Here is a 15674-nt window from a genome sequence, read left to right on the forward strand (position 1 = left end):
TTGTGAATAAGACACAGCCCCCCCCCGGGGGACCACAACCTCCCGCCCCGGGGGGCCCGGGGCGAACGGCCCCCGCGCGCGCGGGCGACCTACCGCGGCATGGCGCGCAAGAAGGACACAAAAAAGCCGGACTAGGTCCGGCTTTTTCCTGCGCGATCAGCGCCTGCTCAAAGCGTGTGGCTGTAGAACAGGGCGTAGGACTCAATGCCATCGTTGGGCTGCTTGATGCCGGCGTTGGAATAGTGGGTCGCCCGGATGCCCACGCGCTGGGTGTCGCCGATCTTCAGGCCCAGGCCGATGCGGTCTTCGAAGTTGAAGGCCGAGCCCAGGTCCTGCTCGCCAACCCTGGTGCTGGAAAAGACGGCGACGCCGATACCGGCTTCGACGAAGGGCTTCACCTGGCCCTGGCCGAATTCGTAGACGAACACCGGAGCGAAGGACAGCGAATGCTGGTCGGAAGACCGGCCGTTGTCGCCTTCCCAATAGGTGTAGCCCGCATCCCAGTAGCCGGTCAGGCGGCCAGTCGAACTCTGCCACCAGCTCTTGTCCCAATTCCAGCCAGCACCGATGCGGTAGGTCATGCCGCTCTGGCTGGTGGCCCCGACTGCCCCGGTGATTTCCACAGCCTGTGCCGAGGCCACGCCACCCAGCGAAAGCGCGGCGGCCATTGCAAGGGAAAGCAATTTGTTCATGTGAGTGCCCTTATGGATGTTTCTAGTTTTTACGAACTGCCAGCATTGACCATCAAGACGTGAAGGTGTTCACAGCCCTGGATATTTTACCTACAAGGTCGGATGCTAGTCGCTGGACCGGTATTTGGCGAGCAAAACCCCGAGGGAAAAGTCAGACGAACGCCTTTACCTCGGCCCCTGCCGGCCAGAGTTGCGGCAACACGGCGCGAAGCTCGGCGGGATCGCCCGAGGTCCAGAATCGCGTAGGGCCGGTCGGCCCTTCCGCCAGGCGCTCGTCCCGCGCCAGCAGACTCTGCAGGCGCCGCGCCACGGCGGCGCCGGTGTCCACCAGGATGACCTGCGACGGCACCAGTTCGGCCAGCAAGGGGCGCAGGAAGGGATAGTGGGTGCAGCCCAGGATCAGGGTGTCGCACTGCGCCGCCAGCAGGGGTGCGAGAAAGCCCTGCAGCAAGCGGCGGGTCTCGGGGCCGTGCAGGTCGCCGCGCTCGACCTGTTCCACCAGGCCCGGGCAGGGCTGGGTCAGCACCTGGACGCCTAGGGCGAAGCGGTCCAGCAAGGCGGCGAACTTGGCACTCTGCAGAGTACCGGTGGTTGCCAGCACCCCGACCCGGCCATTGCGGGTCGCCGCCGCGGCGGGCTTGACCGCGGGTTCCATGCCGACGATGGGCCACCGGGGATAGCGTTCGCGCAGATCGGCCACCGCCGCCACGGTGGCGGTGTTGCAGGCCACCACCAGGGCCTTGGCGCCCTGCGCGTGCAGCCGCGCCGCGATCAGCTGGCAGCGCTCGCGGATGAAGGCAGGGGTCTTTTCGCCATAGGGAATATGCCCGCAGTCGGCGACGTAATGCAGGGTTTCCGCTGGCAGCAGGCGGCGGATCTCCGCCAGCACCGACAGGCCGCCAACGCCCGAGTCGAAGACCCCGACCGGCGCCTCGTCAGCCATGGCGGGCGCCGCACACCGGGCAACCCGGATCGCGCTTGACCCGCAATTCGCGGAAGCGACTGCCCGCCGCATCCACCAGCAGCAGCCGCCCCACCAGGGGCTCGCCGAAGCCGGCCAGCAGCTTGAGCGCTTCCAGCGCCTGCAGACTGCCCACCAGACCCACCACCGGACCCAGCACCCCGGCTTCGCTGCAACTGAGCTCGGCTTCGCTGCCCTCGCCATAGAGACAGTGATAGCAGGGGCTGTCGGCGCGACGCGGATCAAAGACGCTGAGCTGGCCTTCCAGGCGAATGGCGGCGCCGCTCACCAGCGGGCGTCCCTGAGCCACGCAGGCGGCATTCACCGCCGCCCGGGTGGTGAAGTTGTCCGAGCAGTCCAGCACCAGATCCACCAGGGCGATGCGCGCCGCCAGACTGTCGGCGTCCAGCGCTTCGCGCAGTGGCACCAGGCGCACCTCGGGATTGAGCGCAGCCAGCCGTTGCAGGGCGGAATCCACCTTGCCCTGGCCGATACGGCTTTCATCGTGCAGCACCTGGCGCTGCAGATTGCTCAGGTCGACCTGGTCGAAGTCGGCCAGGTGCAATTCGCCGACGCCGGCGGCGGCCAGATAGAGCGCCACCGGCGAACCCAGACCGCCAAGACCGACGATGAGCACCCTGGCGTCTTTCAGCCGCAATTGTCCGGCGATATCCACCTGGGCCAGCAGGATCTGCCGGCTGTAGCGCAGCAGTTCGCCGTCGCTCAGCATGGCCGACGCCCTCCGCTGATGCGTTCGTGACCACCCAGGTCCTGGCGACTCTCGACCTCGATGAAGCCCTGGCGAACCAGCAGATCGCGCACCGCGGCGGCCTGGTCGAAGCCGTGCTCCAGCCACAGCCAGCCATCCGGCTGCAGGTGCGCGGGCGCCGCCGCGACCAGTTCGCGGATATCGTCCAGGCCATCGACGCCAGCCACCAGGGCGCTGCGCGGCTCGAAACGCACGTCGCCCTCGTCCAGATGGCGATCACTGCCGGCGATATAGGGGGGATTGCTGACGATCAGGTCGAAGCGCTGTCCGGCGAGGGCGCCGAACCAGTGACTCTGCTGAAAGACCGCATTGCCCAGGCGCAGGCGCTGGGCATTGCGTTGCGCCAGTTCCACCGCCGCCGCGATGCGATCCACGCCACTGACCTGCCAGCGCGGTCGTTCATGGGCCAGGGCCAGGGCGATGGCGCCGCTGCCGGTGCCCAGGTCCAGTACCCGTGCCTCGTCGCCCAGGGGCAGCGCCAGGGCGGTTTCCACCAGCACCTCGGTATCAGGGCGGGGGATCAGGGTATCCGGACTCACCTCCAGATCGAGCGACCAGAAGCCCTGCTGGCCGAGGATATAGGCCACCGGCTCACCCTGCCGGCGCCGTTCGAGATCGGCCTGGAAACGCGCCAGGGCCTCGCGCGGCACCAGCTTTTCCGGCCAGGTGCGCAGGTAGCTGCGCGGCTTGTCCAGGGCAGCGGCCAGCAGCAATTCCACGTCCAGCCGGGCGCTGGATGAATCCGGCAGCTGGCTTTCGCGCAACAGGGCGCCGATGGTGGCCATGGCTCAGTCTCCCAGCGCCGCCAGCTGGTCGGCCTGGTATTCCTGCAGCAGCGGATCGATGATCTGCTGGACGTCGCCGTTGACCACCTCGCCCAGCGAATAGAGGGTCAGGTTGATGCGGTGATCGGTCACCCGGCCCTGGGGAAAGTTGTAGGTGCGGATGCGCTCGGAGCGGTCGCCCGACCCCACCAGCAGCCGGCGGGTGTCGGACATTTCCTTGTGCGCCGCCGCGTCCTGCTGGTCATTGAGCTTGGCCGACAGCCAGGCCATGGCCTTGGCGCGGTTCTTGTGCTGGGAGCGCTCTTCCTGGCACTCCACCACGATGCCGGTGGGCAGGTGGGTGATGCGCACCGCGGAGTCGGTCTTGTTGACGTGCTGACCGCCCGCGCCGGAGGAGCGATAGGTGTCAACGCGCAGATCGGCCGGATTGATCTCGATGGCCTGCTGTTCGTCCGGCTCCGGCAGCACCGCCACGGTGCAGGCCGAGGTGTGGATGCGGCCTTGGGATTCGGTCTCCGGGACCCGCTGCACCCGATGCGCACCGGACTCGAACTTGAGCTTGGCGTAGACGCTGTCGCCTTCGACCCGGGCGATCACCTCCTTGAAGCCACCGTGCTCGCCCTCGTTCTCCGAGAGCACCTCGAGGCGCCAGCCCTGGCGCTCGGCATAGCGCGAATACATGCGGAACAGATCACCGGCAAAGATCGCCGCCTCGTCGCCGCCGGTACCGGCGCGGATTTCCAGGAAGACGTTGCGGCCATCATTGGGATCCCGCGGCAGCATCATGCGCTGCAGTTCGTCTTCCAGTTCCTGTAGCCGCGCCTTGGCGCTGGTCACCTCTTCCTCGGCCATCTCGCGCAGATCCGGATCGCTGTCCTTGAGCAGCGCCTGGGCGCCCTCCAGGTCGGCCTGCACCTTGCGGTATTCGGTGAACGCCTGGTTGACCGGCTCGAGTTCGGCGTATTCCTTGGAATAGGCGCGGAACTGGGTCTGGTCGCTGATGACTTCGGCGTCGCCCAACAGCGCGGTCAGCTCCTCGAAACGGTCCTGCAGACCGTCGAGCTTGTGCAACAGAGAGGTCTTCATGTCTTGTCCAAACCCTCGTCGAGGGCGAAGAGTTCCTGAGCCAAGGTCAGCGCATCGACGCGCCCCTCGGCGGATAGTTTCTTGAGCTGCACGCTCGGGGCGTGCATCAGCTTGTTGGTGAGGCTGCGTGCCAGGGCCGCCAGGGCTTCCTGGGGATCGACGCCATTGGCCAGCTGGCGCTGGGCGCGCGCCAGTTCGTCGTCGCGGATCTGCTCGCCCTGCTGGCGATAGGCGCGGACCACGTCCACCGCGGCGCGCTCGCGCAGCCGCTGCATGAAGTCCTCGACCCCGGCCAGCACCAGCTTCTCGGCCGCCTGGGCGGCGCCCTGGCGACTCTTGAGATTTTCCGCCACCACCTCGTGCAGGTCGTCCACCGTATAGAGGTAGACATCTTCCAGCTCGCTCACCTCCGGCTCGATGTCGCGCGGCACGGCGATGTCGACCATGAAGATGGGCTTGTGGCGACGCTGCTTGAGTGCGCGTTCCACCGCGCCCTTGCCGAGGATGGGCAACTGGCTGGCGGTGGAACTGATGACGATGTCGCTGTTGACCAGTTCGTCGGGAATGTCGGCCAGCAGCACGGTATGGGCGCCGAATTCTTCCGCCAGGTGGCTGGCGCGCTCCAGGGTGCGGTTGGCGACGACGATGCGCCGCACGCCCTGCTCGTGCAGATGGCGGGCGACCAGGGTGATGGTCTCGCCGGCGCCGATCAGCAGCGCCTGGCTGCGACTGAGGTCGCTGAAGATCTGCTTGGCCAGGCTGACCGCGGCGAAGGCCACCGACACCGGATTCTCGCCGATCGCCGTGTCGGTACGCACCGCCTTGGCAGTATTGAAGGTGGCCTGGAACAGCCGGCCCAGCAGCGGACCGACGGTGCCGGCCTCGCGCGCCACGGCATAGGCCGACTTGAGCTGGCCGAGGATCTGCGGCTCGCCCAGCACCATGGAATCCAGCCCCGCGGCCACCCGCATCATGTGGCGGACCGCAGCCTCGTCCTGGTGCAGATAGATGCTGGCGCGCAGGTCTTCCAGGGGCACCCGGTGATACTGGGCGAGCCAGGCCAGCACGGCTTCCGCCAGGCTGGGCTCCAGCTCCAGGTAGAGTTCGCTGCGATTGCAGGTGGACAGAATCGCCGCTTCGCGACTGTGGGTGGCCTGCTCCAGCTGGCGCAGGGCCTCGACCGTCTGCTCCGGAGTGAAGGCCACACGTTCGCGCACCTCAACCGAGGCGGTCTTGTGATTGATGCCGAGCGCGAGAAAGGCCATGGACGCAAGCAGTCGAACGGATTGGGGAAAGCCGAACATTGTCCTACGCGCGGGCGGTGGCGACAACCAGCAGCGACGAGACGTCGGACAATCGCCGTCATAGCCTGGGCGAATGAATCTTGCCGGGCAAAAGGCGTCAACAGCCTCGACCACCGCACTTCTCGGCCGGCCGCTGCGCATGCGCGACGCGGCCACGGCGACTCTTGTGGCATGATGGACCGACTGTAAAAAGGCCGCCTTGACCCTATGACCAGATACCTTGCGCTGCTGACGACCGCCCTGCTGCTCGCCGGCTGCCAGAACCTCGGCCGTCAGCCGACGCCCGCCGCCGCCATCCCGCCGCCCACCGCCAAGACCAGCACGCCGCAACCGGCCGGTTCCTTTCGCGAAGACACCCTCTATGACCTGCTGGTCGGCGAGCTGGCCGGGCAGCGCAACCGATTCGATATCGCCCTGACCAACTATGTCGAGCAGGCCAAGTCGACCCAGGACCCGGGAGTCGCCGAGCGCGCCTTCCGCATCGCCGAGTACCTGGGCGCCGATACCCCGGCGCTGGAAACCGCGCAGATCTGGGCGCGCAACGCCCCCGACAACCTGGATGCCCAGCGCGCCGCCGCCATCATGCTGGCCCGCGCCGGTCGCTATGACGAATCCATGGTCTACATGGAGCGCGTGCTCCAGGGCCAGGGCGACACCCACTTCGATTTCCTCGCCCTCTCGGCGGCGGAAACCGACGAGGCCACCCGCGCCGGCCTGCTCAAGAGCTTCGACCGGCTGCTGGCCAAGTATCCGCACAACGGCCAGCTGCTGTTCGGCAAGGCGCTGCTGCTGCAGCAGGACGGCCGTGCCGACGAGGCCCTCAAGCTGCTGGAGCGCAATCCGGCGGCCAGGCGCGAAGTCGCGCCGCTGCTCCTGCGCGCCCGCCTGCTGCAGAGCCAGGACCGCAGCGCCGAGGCCCTGCCGCTGCTCGAAGCCGGCATCCGCCAGCACCCGGAAGACCGCCGCCTGCGCCTGGCCCATGCCCGGCTGCTGGTGGAGCTGGATCGCCTGGACCAGGCCAAGCGCGAATTCGCCGAGCTGGTCACCCAGTTCCCGGATGACGATGACCTGAGATTCTCCCTGGCGCTGGTCTGCCTGGAGGCCCAGGCCTGGCGCGAAGCCCAGATCTATCTCAAGGAACTGATCGACCGCGGCAGCCACGTGGATGCCGCGCACCTCAACCTGGGTCGCAGCTACGAAGAACTCGACCAGCCCGAGCAGGCGCTGGCCGAATACACCCAGGTCGGGCCGGGCACCGACTACCTGGCCGCCCAGCAGCGCCAGGCGGAAATCCTGCTGGGCAGCGGGCGCATCGCCGAGGCCCGTCAGCGCCTGGCCGAGGCGCGCAAGCGCCAGAGCGAATACGCCGTGCCGCTCTATCTGCTGGAAGTCGAAGGCCTGGCCAGTGCCGACCAGACCGCCCTCGCCGACCAGACCGTGCAGCAGGCCCTGCAGCAGTATCCCAATGACCTCAACCTGCTCTATGTCCGCTCCATGCTGGCGGAAAAGCGCGGCGACCTCGGTCAGCTGGAAGGCGATCTGCGCTACATCATCGCCCACGACCCCGACAACGCCATGGCGCTCAACGCCCTCGGCTACACCCTGGCCGATCGCACCCCACGGCTGGCCGAGGCACGCCAGCTGATCGACAAGGCGCACCAGTTGAGCCCGGACGACCCGGCCATCCTCGACAGCATGGGCTGGATCCGCTATCGCCAGGGCCAGCTGGCCGACGCCGAACGCTATCTGCGCCAGGCCTACGAACGCTTCCCCGACGCCGAAGTGGCGGCCCACCTGGGCGAGGTGCTCTGGGCCCAGGGCAAGCGCAGCGAAGCGCGCAAGGTTTGGCGCGTGGGCCTCGACGCCGACGCCGATGACGCCATCCTGCGCAGTACCCTCAAACGCCTGACTGGAAGCGAAACCCTCCGATGATCCGCGTGCGTACCTTCGTCACCCTGTTGCTGCTCGCCCTGCTGGCCGGTTGCGCCAGCACCTCTCGCCAGGAGGCCGTGGAAGGCCAGGGCAATGCCGCCCAGTGGCAGGCTCATAAAAAACGTATCGCCGCCCTCGACGGCTGGCAGATCGACGGCAAGGTCGGCATCCGCGCCCCGCGCGATTCCGGCAGTGGCACCCTGTTCTGGCTGCAGCGCCAGGACTATTACGACATCCGCCTGGCCGGCCCCCTGGGCCGCGGCGCCACCCGACTCACCGGCCGTCCGGGCGCCGTCACCCTCGATGTCTCCGGCCAGGGCAGCTATCAGGCCGATTCCCCCGAAGCCCTGCTGGAACAGCAACTCGGCTGGCGCCTGCCGGTCTCGCACCTGCTCTGGTGGGTGCGCGGCCTGCCGGCGCCGGACAGTCGCAGCCAGCTGACCCTGGACGCCGACAGCCAGCTGGCGCGTCTGGTACAGGACGGCTGGACCGTCGAATACACCCGCTACACCGAGCAGAACGGCTACACCCTGCCCGAGCGCCTCAAGCTCACCGGCAAGGACCTGGAAGTCATCCTGGTGGTGAAGACCTGGCAGCCGCGCGAGCTGGGCAAATGACCGCAGCGCCTGCCTTCACCCTGCCGGCACCGGCCAAGCTCAATCTGTTCCTGCACATCCTCGGCCGCCGCGCGGACGGTTATCACGAGCTGCAGACGCTGTTCCAGTTTCTCGACTGGGGCGACGACCTGGGCTTTGCCGGACGGGATGACGGCGAATTGCAACTGCACGACGGTCTGCCGGGCGTCGCCCCCGCGCAGAATCTCATCCTGCGCGCCGCCCGGCTGCTGCAGCAGGAAAGCGCCACGACCAAAGGCGCCGACCTCTGGCTGACCAAACGCCTGCCCATGGGCGGCGGTATCGGTGGCGGCAGTTCGGATGCCGCCACCACCCTGCTTGGCCTGAATCATCTCTGGGGCCTGGGCGCCAGCCTCGACGACCTGGCGGTGCTGGGGCTGCGCCTGGGCGCCGATGTGCCGGTATTCGTCCGCGGCCAGGCCGCCTTCGCCGAGGGCGTGGGGGAAAAGCTCACCCCGGTCACCCCCCCGGAACCCTGGTATCTCGTGGCCGTGCCGCAAGTCTCTGTAAGTACAGCAGAAATTTTTTCAGATCCGCTGTTGACACGGGACACTCCCGCCATTAAAGTTTGCGCCGTTCTCAAGTGGTCAGGTCGAAACGACTGCCAGAGTACGGTCGAAAGGCGTTACCCAGAAATTCGTAACGCTTTGATCTTGCTAAACAAATTTGTTTCAGCTAGATTAACCGGCACTGGAGGTTGCATATTTGGAAGCTTTCCAAATAAGACCGAAGCTGATACAGTAGCTAGCCAGCTACCAGCATCACTTCCAGGCTTCGTGGCCAAAGGTAGCAACACTTCCATGTTGCACCGGGCGCTGGCAAGCCTGACCAGAGAATGAGTACAGCTAGTACTCTGCAAGATACAGGGGCGTCGCCAAGCGGTAAGGCAGCAGGTTTTGATCCTGCCATGCGTTGGTTCGAATCCAGCCGCCCCTGCCATTTTCCTTCCAAGACCCACCTCAAGCCGCAGGAACTGCAGCGTGTCCAAGATGATGGTCTTCACGGGGAACGCCAACCCCGATCTGGCACGGCGCATCGTGCGCCAGCTGCATATCCCTCTCGGTGACGTCTCCGTCGGAAAATTCTCCGATGGCGAGATCAGCGTCGAAATCAACGAGAACGTGCGGGGCAAGGATGTCTTCATCATCCAGCCCACCTGCGAGCCGACCAACGACAACCTGATGGAACTGGTGGTGATGGCCGATGCCTTCCGCCGCTCCTCGGCCACTCGTATCACCGCAGTCATCCCCTATTTCGGTTATGCCCGCCAGGATCGCCGTCCGCGTTCCGCACGCGTCGCCATCACCGCCAAGGTCGTGGCCGACATGCTGACCGTGGTGGGCATCAATCGCGTGCTCACCGTCGATCTGCATGCCGACCAGATCCAGGGCTTCTTCGATATTCCCGTGGACAACATCTACGGCTCCCCCGCCCTGGTGGATGACATCGAAGACCAGCGTTTCGAAAATCTGATGATCGTCTCCCCGGACATCGGCGGCGTGGTGCGTGCGCGTGCCGTGGCCAAGAGTCTGGGTGTGGACCTGGCGATCATCGACAAGCGTCGTCCCAAGGCCAACCAGTCGGAAGTGATGCACATCATCGGTGACATCCAGGACCGCACCTGCGTGCTGGTCGACGACATGGTCGATACCGCCGGCACCCTGTGCCACGCGGCCAAGGCCCTGAAGGAACACGGCGCCGCCAAGGTCCTGGCCTACTGCACCCACCCGGTGCTGTCGGGTCGGGCCATCGAGAACATCGACAACTCCGTGCTGGACGAGCTGGTGGTGACCAACACCATTCCGCTGTCCGCCGCGGCTCAGGCCTGCAGCCGTATCCGCCAACTGGACATCGCGCCGGTGGTGGCCGAGGCGGTACGCCGGATCAGTAACGAAGAATCCATCAGCGCGATGTTCCGTTAAGGAACAGCCGCTCTGGAAGCGCCCCGGAAGGTCGAAAAGACCCGCCGGGGCTTTTTAGTCGGTAGGGCCGTGGAACTGGTCGCAAGTCCCGGTCTGCCGATTCCTTATCCTGGAGATTCACAATGTCTGATTTCACTCTGAATGCCGAAGTGCGTTCCGACCTGGGGAAAGGTGCGAGCCGCCGCCTGCGTCGTAATGCCGGTAACGTTCCCGCCGTGATCTACGGTGGCGACAAGGCTCCGACGTCCATCACCCTGGTCGGCAAAGACCTGGCCAAGATGCTGGAAAGCGAAGCCGCCTTCGCCAGCGTCATCACCCTGAAGGTTGATGGCAGCAACGAAAGCGTGCTGGTCAAGGCCCTGCAGCGTCACCCCTCCAAGGGCTACGTCATGCACGCCGACTTCCTGCGCGTCATCGCCGGTCAGAAGCTGACCGCTCACGTGCCCCTGCACTTCATGAACCAGGAAACCTCCGTGGGCGTGAAGCAACAGGGTGGCGAGATCCTGCACACCATCAACGAAGTCGAAGTTTCCTGCCTGCCGAAAGACCTGCCGGAATTCATCGAAGTCGACATGGCCAAGGTCGCCCTGGACCAGATCGTTCACCTGAGCGACCTGAACGTCCCGGCTGGCGTCGAGCTGGTGTCCCTGGCCCACGGCAGCGATCTGCCGGTTGCCAGCATCCACCTGCCGCGCATCCGTGAAGAAGCTGCTGACGGCGCTGCCGAAGAAGGCGCTGCCGAGTAAGTTCTCGCACGCCTGAAAGAGAAGGGCTCCTGACATGACTGCCGTCCAACTGATCGTCGGCCTGGGTAATCCGGGCCCCGAATACGACCAGACTCGGCACAATGCAGGGGCCCTTTTCGTTGAGCGACTGGCAGCCGCCCAGGGCGCGAGCCTGGCTGTCGACCGCAAGTATCATGGCCTGGTGGGGCGCTTCCGCCACGCGGGCAACGATGTTCGTCTACTCATCCCCACCACCTACATGAACCGCAGCGGCCAGGCCGTGGCGGCGCTCGCCGGCTTTTTCCGCATCCCGCCGGCAGCCATCCTGGTGGCCCACGATGAACTCGACCTGCCACCCGGCACCGCACGCCTCAAGACCGGCGGCGGCCATGGGGGGCACAACGGACTGCGCGACATCATCGCCCAGCTCGGCAATCAGAACGGCTTCCAGCGTCTGCGCCTGGGCATCGGCCATCCGGGGCATGCCAGCCTGGTCTCCAACTTCGTGCTGGGCCGCGCACCGCGCAGCGAGCAGGACCTGCTCGACACCAGCATCGATGCCGCCCTGGAGGTGGTTCCGGAGCTGCTGACCGGCGACCTGACCCGCGCCATGCAACGCCTGCACAGCCGCAAGGCCTGACCTACCCTACCCTCTTCCTTTTCTTCCGCGAGGACACACACCATGGGATTCAATTGCGGCATCGTCGGCCTGCCCAACGTCGGCAAGTCCACCCTGTTCAATGCCCTGACCCAATCTGGTATCGCGGCAGAAAACTTTCCCTTCTGCACCATCGAGCCCAACAGCGGCATCGTGCCCATGCCCGATGCGCGACTGAACGCCCTGGCGGAGATCGTCAAACCCGAGCGGGTGATCCCCACCACCATGGAGTTCGTCGACATCGCCGGGCTGGTGGCCGGCGCCTCCAAGGGTGAAGGTCTGGGCAACAAATTTCTCGCCAACATCCGCGAGACCGACGCCATCGCCCACGTGGTGCGCTGCTTCGAAGATGAGAACGTCATCCACGTGTCGAATTCGGTGGATCCCAAGCGGGACATCGAGGTGATCGACCTGGAGCTAATCTTCGCCGACCTCGACAGCTGCGAGAAGCAGCTGCAACGCGTGACCCGCAACGCCAAGGGCGGTGACAAGGAAGCCCTGGCGCAGAAGGCCCTGCTGGAACAGCTGATTCCGCACTTCGAGGCCGGCAAGCCTGCCCGCAGCCTGCTGAAGGGCCTGGACGAGGAGCAGAAGCGCCTGGTGCGCAGCTTCCACCTGCTGACCAGCAAGCCGGTGATGTACATCGCCAACGTCGCCGAAGACGGCTTCGAGAACAACCCGCACCTGGATGTGGTCCGGGCCATCGCCGAAGAAGAAGGCGCCGTGGTGGTGCCGGTCTGCAACAAGATCGAGGCGGAAATCGCCGAACTGGACGACGACGAGGAAAAGCAGATGTTCCTCGAGTCCATGGGCATGGAAGAGCCGGGCCTGAACCGGGTGATCCGCGCCGGCTACGAACTGCTCAACCTGCAGACCTACTTCACCGCCGGGGTGAAGGAAGTCCGTGCCTGGACCGTCCGCGTCGGCGCCACCGCGCCCCAGTCGGCCGCCGCCATCCACACCGATTTCGAGAAGGGCTTCATCCGCGCCGAAGTGGTGGCCTATGCCGACTTCATCGCCTTCAAGGGCGAGAACGGCGCTAAGGAAGCCGGCAAGTGGCGCCTGGAAGGCAAGGAGTACATCGTCAAGGACGGTGACGTCATGCACTTCCGCTTCAACGTCTAAGCGACGGCGAACGCCAGAACCCCCTCCTCACCGCAAGGTGGCGAGGGGGTTTTCTTTTGCCCGTTCGCCAACGGCCTGGCTGACACCGGACGCCTGGCGATTTGGCACAATGACGGCGATCCGACCGCCGTCGAACGTCTCCCGCTGCCTGGATGCCGCCATGAATTTCGAAGACCTGCGCCTGTTCGTCACCACCCTGAACGAGGGCAGCTTCACCGCCGCCGCCGACAAGCTGGGGCTGTCCAAGCAATACGTCAGCCGGCGGACCCTGTTGCTGGAGGAAAGTCTTGGCGTGCGGTTGATCAACCGCACCACGCGGCGTCTGCAGGCGACCGAGCTGGGGATGCTGCTCTACGAGCGAGCGGTGAAGATCCTCGAAGACGTCAACGACACCGAGGAGTTGCTCTCCAGCCGGCGGACGGTGCCCCAGGGGGTGCTGAGAGTCAGTGCGCCCATGACCTTTGGCACCCTGCACCTGAGTCCCCTGCTGCCGGATTTTCTCTCGGCCTATCCGCAGATCCGCCTGGAGCTGGATCTCAATGACCGGGCGGTGGATCTGCTCGCCGAGGGCTACGACATGTCGATCCGCATCGGCACCCTGGCCGATTCCAGTCTGATCGCCAAGCGACTGACCGAGATGCAGCTGGTGACCTGTGCCAGTCCGGATTATCTAAAGAAGGCGCCGCCGCTGCTGCAACCGGAGGATCTGGCCGAGCACAGCTGTCTGCTCTATGGCCATGGTCGCCAGGTGGAATGGCGCTTTCAGCGCGGAGGCAAGCCGCTGGTGCTGCCCATGCAGGGTCAGCTCAGGGCCAACAACGGAGAGGTGGTGCGGGACGCGGCCATCGCCGGTCAGGGCATCGCGGTGCTGCCGACCTTCATCATCAGCGCGGCGCTGGCCTCAGGGGCGCTGGTGCAGGTGCTGGAAGACTTCGCCCTGCCCAGCGCGGCGGTCTATGCGGTCTATCCCCAGCATCGTCAGTCGGCGCGCATCGTCCAGCTGTTCTCGGACTATCTGCGCGACCGCCTGACGGCGGCGTCCTGAGCGCAGCGGTCAGGGCCGCGCAGCGGTACCATCAGGCAGGCGGGCATTGGTCCAACTGGGAATACCGCCTTCGACCGGGTAGCGCTTGGCCTTTTCTTCGTCCAGGTCCACACCGATACCGGGACGTTCACTCAGATAGACATAGCCGTGCTCGAAGAACGGGCTGCCGGGAAAGACCTCGTAGAGCGCCTCGTTGAGCGGCGTCCATTCCTGAATGCCGAAATTGGTCGAGGCCAGATCCAAATGCAGGTTGGCAGCGATGCCGACCGGCGAGATGTCGCCCGGACCATGCCAGGCGGTACGCACGCCATGGAAGTCGGCGAAGATGGCAATCTTATGGGCGGGCGTGAGACCGCCGACGCTACTCACGTGGCAGCGAATGAAGTCGATCAGGTTGTTTTCGATCAGCGGCTTGAATTCGTTGACGTTGGTGAAGAGCTCGCCCATGGCTAGCGGCGTCGAACTCTGGCCGCGGATCAGCTTCAGCCATTCCAGCTGCTCCGGCGCCACTGGATCCTCCAGAAAAAACAGCTGGTGAGCTTCCAGATTCTTCGCCAGCTGCACGGCGGCGATGGGGGCGATGCGCTCATGGACGTCATGAATGAACTCCACCCCAAAGCCCAGGCTGCTGCGCAGGTGATCGAACAATTTCGGCACGGCGCGCACATAGGCGTCGGGATCGAAGTAGATGCCAGGCGTCTTTTCACGTGGCGAGCGCTTGGGCTGAATGTTGCGGGCCTTGGCCAGCTTGCCGGCGATCAGCTTGAGGTCTTCGGTACCGGAACCGCCATACATGCCCATCTGGCAGCGCACGTGCTGATAACCTTGTTCCATTGCCGCGCGCACACTGTCCTCGACGGCGATTTCATCTTCGCCGTCGCAGTGGCGGTACAGTGGAATGCCATCGCGGCAACGGCCACCGAATAATTCGTACACTGGTAGACCCGCCACCTTGCCCTTGATGTCCCAGAGGGCCATGTCGATCCCGGAGAGGGCATTGTTCATGACCGGACCGTTGCGCCAGTAGCCGCTCACCGCAGCGGATTGCCAGATGTCTTCGATACGCCGCGCGTCCTTGCCGATCAGAAAGGGCTTGAGGTACTGCTCGACAGCGGCCTCGACGGCAAAGATGCGCTGGGTGAAGGTCGCGCAGCCCAGGCCATAGAGACCCGGCTGATTCGTCTCGATCTTGACCACTACCAGGTCGATGCCGCCCGGGGCAGTCAGAATGGTCTTTACGTTGGTGATCGTTAGGGCTTCCAAGGGACCTCCTAAGGGCGTCGTGGAGCGTCCTGCGCTTGCAGGGCGTCAAGATTGCTGCTCATGGCGTCGTTGAGGGTGCGCGCCGCGGCCTCGGCATCGCGATGCTTTAGGGCGAGATAGACCTGGATGTGCGCATTGACGCTTTCCAGGGTGATGCCCAGAACGCGATTGAGTTCTTCGAGGTAGTAGAGATACAGCGGACGGATCGCATCCATCGCGCGGATGAATATCTTGTTGTGCGACGCCAGCGCGATGGCGTAGTGGAACTCGAAATCAGCCTGGGAATAGCGCACGTAGTCGTCCTTGTTCACCAGCATCCGATTGAGCGCCTCTTCCAGGCGCAGCAGATCCGCTTCGGTAGCATGGGTCACCGCCAGCGCCATGCAGCGGAACTCGACGGTTTCACGAAACACCCTCATGTCGTCGAATTCGTCGCGCGACAGATGCATGATCGGCCGATTGTCACTAGGCAACCCATGGCGAGCGAGATCCTCAATGACGAAGGTCCCCTTGCCCTGGTGGCTGACCACGATGCCCAGCCCGCGCAGGCGTTGCACCGCACTGCGTACGGTAACCCGGCTCACGCCGAAGGCCTGAATCAGTTCGCTTTCCGACGGCAGCTTGCCGCCCGGTGGCCAGGTGCCCTCCTGGATCGTGCGCTTCATACGCTCATAGATAGCGTCGACAGTATTCTCGGTCGTCATGGTGACTGGGCTCGAAGCGGTAATTTGAACTTGTATTATAGGCTTAGAAAATGCTGTTCTATCAGCTA

General features: G+C 65.1%; 16 protein-coding genes and 1 tRNA gene. 9 read left to right on the forward strand and 8 right to left on the reverse strand.

Features of this window, described 5'->3' with window-relative positions; all coding sequences use genetic code 11:
• Positions 1-167: 167 nt before the first annotated feature.
• The 6 genes from QMX82_RS19670 to hemA form a co-directional block, all read right to left on the reverse strand.
• Positions 168-692 (reverse strand): acyloxyacyl hydrolase, encoded by a 525-nt coding sequence (locus QMX82_RS19670; RefSeq protein WP_208693799.1) that lies wholly within the window; start codon positions 690-692, stop codon positions 168-170.
• Between the two features lie 151 nt (positions 693-843).
• A complete protein-coding gene (gene murI, locus QMX82_RS19675) occupies positions 844-1635 on the reverse strand; it encodes a glutamate racemase (protein WP_282286741.1) in 792 nt (263 codons plus the stop codon).
• Complete coding sequence (locus tag QMX82_RS19680; RefSeq protein WP_133861547.1) at positions 1628-2383, reverse strand: molybdopterin-synthase adenylyltransferase MoeB; 756 nt, start codon at positions 2381-2383, stop codon at positions 1628-1630. The genes murI and QMX82_RS19680 overlap by 8 nt, the downstream gene beginning before the upstream one ends.
• Entirely contained in the window at positions 2377-3207 is an 831-nt protein-coding gene (gene prmC / locus QMX82_RS19685; RefSeq protein ID WP_282286746.1) for a peptide chain release factor N(5)-glutamine methyltransferase, read from the reverse strand. Before prmC ends, QMX82_RS19680 begins: the two co-directional genes overlap by 7 nt.
• Before the next feature lie 3 nt (positions 3208-3210).
• Positions 3211-4293: a peptide chain release factor 1 gene (gene prfA, locus QMX82_RS19690; protein WP_187980411.1), complete on the reverse strand. Its 1083-nt coding sequence runs from the start codon at positions 4291-4293 to the stop codon at positions 3211-3213.
• Complete coding sequence (gene hemA / locus QMX82_RS19695; RefSeq protein ID WP_133861550.1) at positions 4290-5558, reverse strand: glutamyl-tRNA reductase; 1269 nt, start codon at positions 5556-5558, stop codon at positions 4290-4292. The genes prfA and hemA overlap by 4 nt, the downstream gene beginning before the upstream one ends.
• Before the next feature lie 246 nt (positions 5559-5804).
• Between hemA and QMX82_RS19700 the strand changes: the two genes are divergently transcribed.
• The 9 genes from QMX82_RS19700 to QMX82_RS19740 all read left to right on the forward strand — a co-directional run bounded on the left by QMX82_RS19700 (position 5805) and on the right by QMX82_RS19740 (position 13639).
• Positions 5805-7529, forward strand: a complete 1725-nt coding sequence (locus tag QMX82_RS19700; protein ID WP_280308575.1) for a tetratricopeptide repeat protein — start codon at positions 5805-5807, stop codon at positions 7527-7529.
• Positions 7526-8146, forward strand: a complete 621-nt coding sequence (gene lolB, locus QMX82_RS19705) for a lipoprotein insertase outer membrane protein LolB (RefSeq protein ID WP_442969402.1) — start codon at positions 7526-7528, stop codon at positions 8144-8146. Before QMX82_RS19700 ends, lolB begins: the two co-directional genes overlap by 4 nt.
• Entirely contained in the window at positions 8143-9003 is an 861-nt protein-coding gene (gene ispE, locus QMX82_RS19710) for a 4-(cytidine 5'-diphospho)-2-C-methyl-D-erythritol kinase (RefSeq protein WP_187980413.1), read from the forward strand. Before lolB ends, ispE begins: the two co-directional genes overlap by 4 nt.
• A 25-nt stretch (positions 9004-9028) precedes the next feature.
• Positions 9029-9103 (forward strand) — tRNA-Gln (locus tag QMX82_RS19715).
• Between the two features lie 41 nt (positions 9104-9144).
• On the forward strand, positions 9145-10086 hold the full coding sequence (locus QMX82_RS19720; protein WP_007161553.1) for a ribose-phosphate pyrophosphokinase: 942 nt from the start codon (positions 9145-9147) through the stop codon (positions 10084-10086).
• A 122-nt stretch (positions 10087-10208) separates the two neighbouring features.
• Positions 10209-10832, forward strand: a complete 624-nt coding sequence (locus QMX82_RS19725) for a 50S ribosomal protein L25/general stress protein Ctc (RefSeq protein ID WP_282286754.1) — start codon at positions 10209-10211, stop codon at positions 10830-10832.
• A gap of 34 nt (positions 10833-10866) precedes the next feature.
• Complete coding sequence (pth, locus tag QMX82_RS19730; protein ID WP_133861555.1) at positions 10867-11451, forward strand: aminoacyl-tRNA hydrolase; 585 nt, start codon at positions 10867-10869, stop codon at positions 11449-11451.
• A gap of 42 nt (positions 11452-11493) precedes the next feature.
• Positions 11494-12594 (forward strand): redox-regulated ATPase YchF, encoded by a 1101-nt coding sequence (gene ychF / locus QMX82_RS19735; protein WP_133861556.1) that lies wholly within the window; start codon positions 11494-11496, stop codon positions 12592-12594.
• 160 nt (positions 12595-12754) lie between these two features.
• Entirely contained in the window at positions 12755-13639 is an 885-nt protein-coding gene (locus QMX82_RS19740; RefSeq protein ID WP_282286756.1) for a LysR family transcriptional regulator, read from the forward strand.
• Positions 13640-13648: 9 nt separating this feature from the next.
• Here the strand turns inward: QMX82_RS19740 and QMX82_RS19745 are convergent, their stop codons facing one another.
• Together QMX82_RS19745 and QMX82_RS19750 are read right to left on the reverse strand one after the other, a co-directional pair.
• Positions 13649-14902 (reverse strand): enolase C-terminal domain-like protein, encoded by a 1254-nt coding sequence (locus QMX82_RS19745; protein WP_282286758.1) that lies wholly within the window; start codon positions 14900-14902, stop codon positions 13649-13651.
• 8 nt (positions 14903-14910) lie between these two features.
• Positions 14911-15606, reverse strand: coding sequence for a FadR/GntR family transcriptional regulator (locus QMX82_RS19750; protein ID WP_282286760.1), 696 nt, complete (start codon positions 15604-15606; stop codon positions 14911-14913).
• Positions 15607-15674 lie beyond the last annotated feature (68 nt).

This window comes from Pseudomonas sp. PS02302 (assembly GCF_029959585.1).
GTDB classification, from domain to species: domain Bacteria; phylum Pseudomonadota; class Gammaproteobacteria; order Pseudomonadales; family Pseudomonadaceae; genus Chryseomonas; species Chryseomonas aestiva.

What these genes read in the sequence shown, in the direction of transcription:
- prmC (WP_282286746.1), bottom strand. Translation starts at nt 3,207, where the DNA reads ATGGCCACCATCGGCGCCCTGTTGCGCGAAAGCCAGCTGCCGGATTCA.
- QMX82_RS19670 (WP_208693799.1), bottom strand. Translation starts at nt 692, where the DNA reads ATGAACAAATTGCTTTCCCTTGCAATGGCCGCCGCGCTTTCGCTGGGT.
- pth (WP_133861555.1), top strand. Translation starts at nt 10,867, where the DNA reads ATGACTGCCGTCCAACTGATCGTCGGCCTGGGTAATCCGGGCCCCGAA.
- hemA (WP_133861550.1), bottom strand. Translation starts at nt 5,558, where the DNA reads ATGGCCTTTCTCGCGCTCGGCATCAATCACAAGACCGCCTCGGTTGAG.
- QMX82_RS19680 (WP_133861547.1), bottom strand. Translation starts at nt 2,383, where the DNA reads ATGCTGAGCGACGGCGAACTGCTGCGCTACAGCCGGCAGATCCTGCTG.
- QMX82_RS19750 (WP_282286760.1), bottom strand. Translation starts at nt 15,606, where the DNA reads ATGACGACCGAGAATACTGTCGACGCTATCTATGAGCGTATGAAGCGC.
- QMX82_RS19725 (WP_282286754.1), top strand. Translation starts at nt 10,209, where the DNA reads ATGTCTGATTTCACTCTGAATGCCGAAGTGCGTTCCGACCTGGGGAAA.
- ychF (WP_133861556.1), top strand. Translation starts at nt 11,494, where the DNA reads ATGGGATTCAATTGCGGCATCGTCGGCCTGCCCAACGTCGGCAAGTCC.
- QMX82_RS19700 (WP_280308575.1), top strand. Translation starts at nt 5,805, where the DNA reads ATGACCAGATACCTTGCGCTGCTGACGACCGCCCTGCTGCTCGCCGGC.
- murI (WP_282286741.1), bottom strand. Translation starts at nt 1,635, where the DNA reads ATGGCTGACGAGGCGCCGGTCGGGGTCTTCGACTCGGGCGTTGGCGGC.
- prfA (WP_187980411.1), bottom strand. Translation starts at nt 4,293, where the DNA reads ATGAAGACCTCTCTGTTGCACAAGCTCGACGGTCTGCAGGACCGTTTC.
- QMX82_RS19740 (WP_282286756.1), top strand. Translation starts at nt 12,755, where the DNA reads ATGAATTTCGAAGACCTGCGCCTGTTCGTCACCACCCTGAACGAGGGC.
- lolB (WP_442969402.1), top strand. Translation starts at nt 7,526, where the DNA reads ATGATCCGCGTGCGTACCTTCGTCACCCTGTTGCTGCTCGCCCTGCTG.
- ispE (WP_187980413.1), top strand. Translation starts at nt 8,143, where the DNA reads ATGACCGCAGCGCCTGCCTTCACCCTGCCGGCACCGGCCAAGCTCAAT.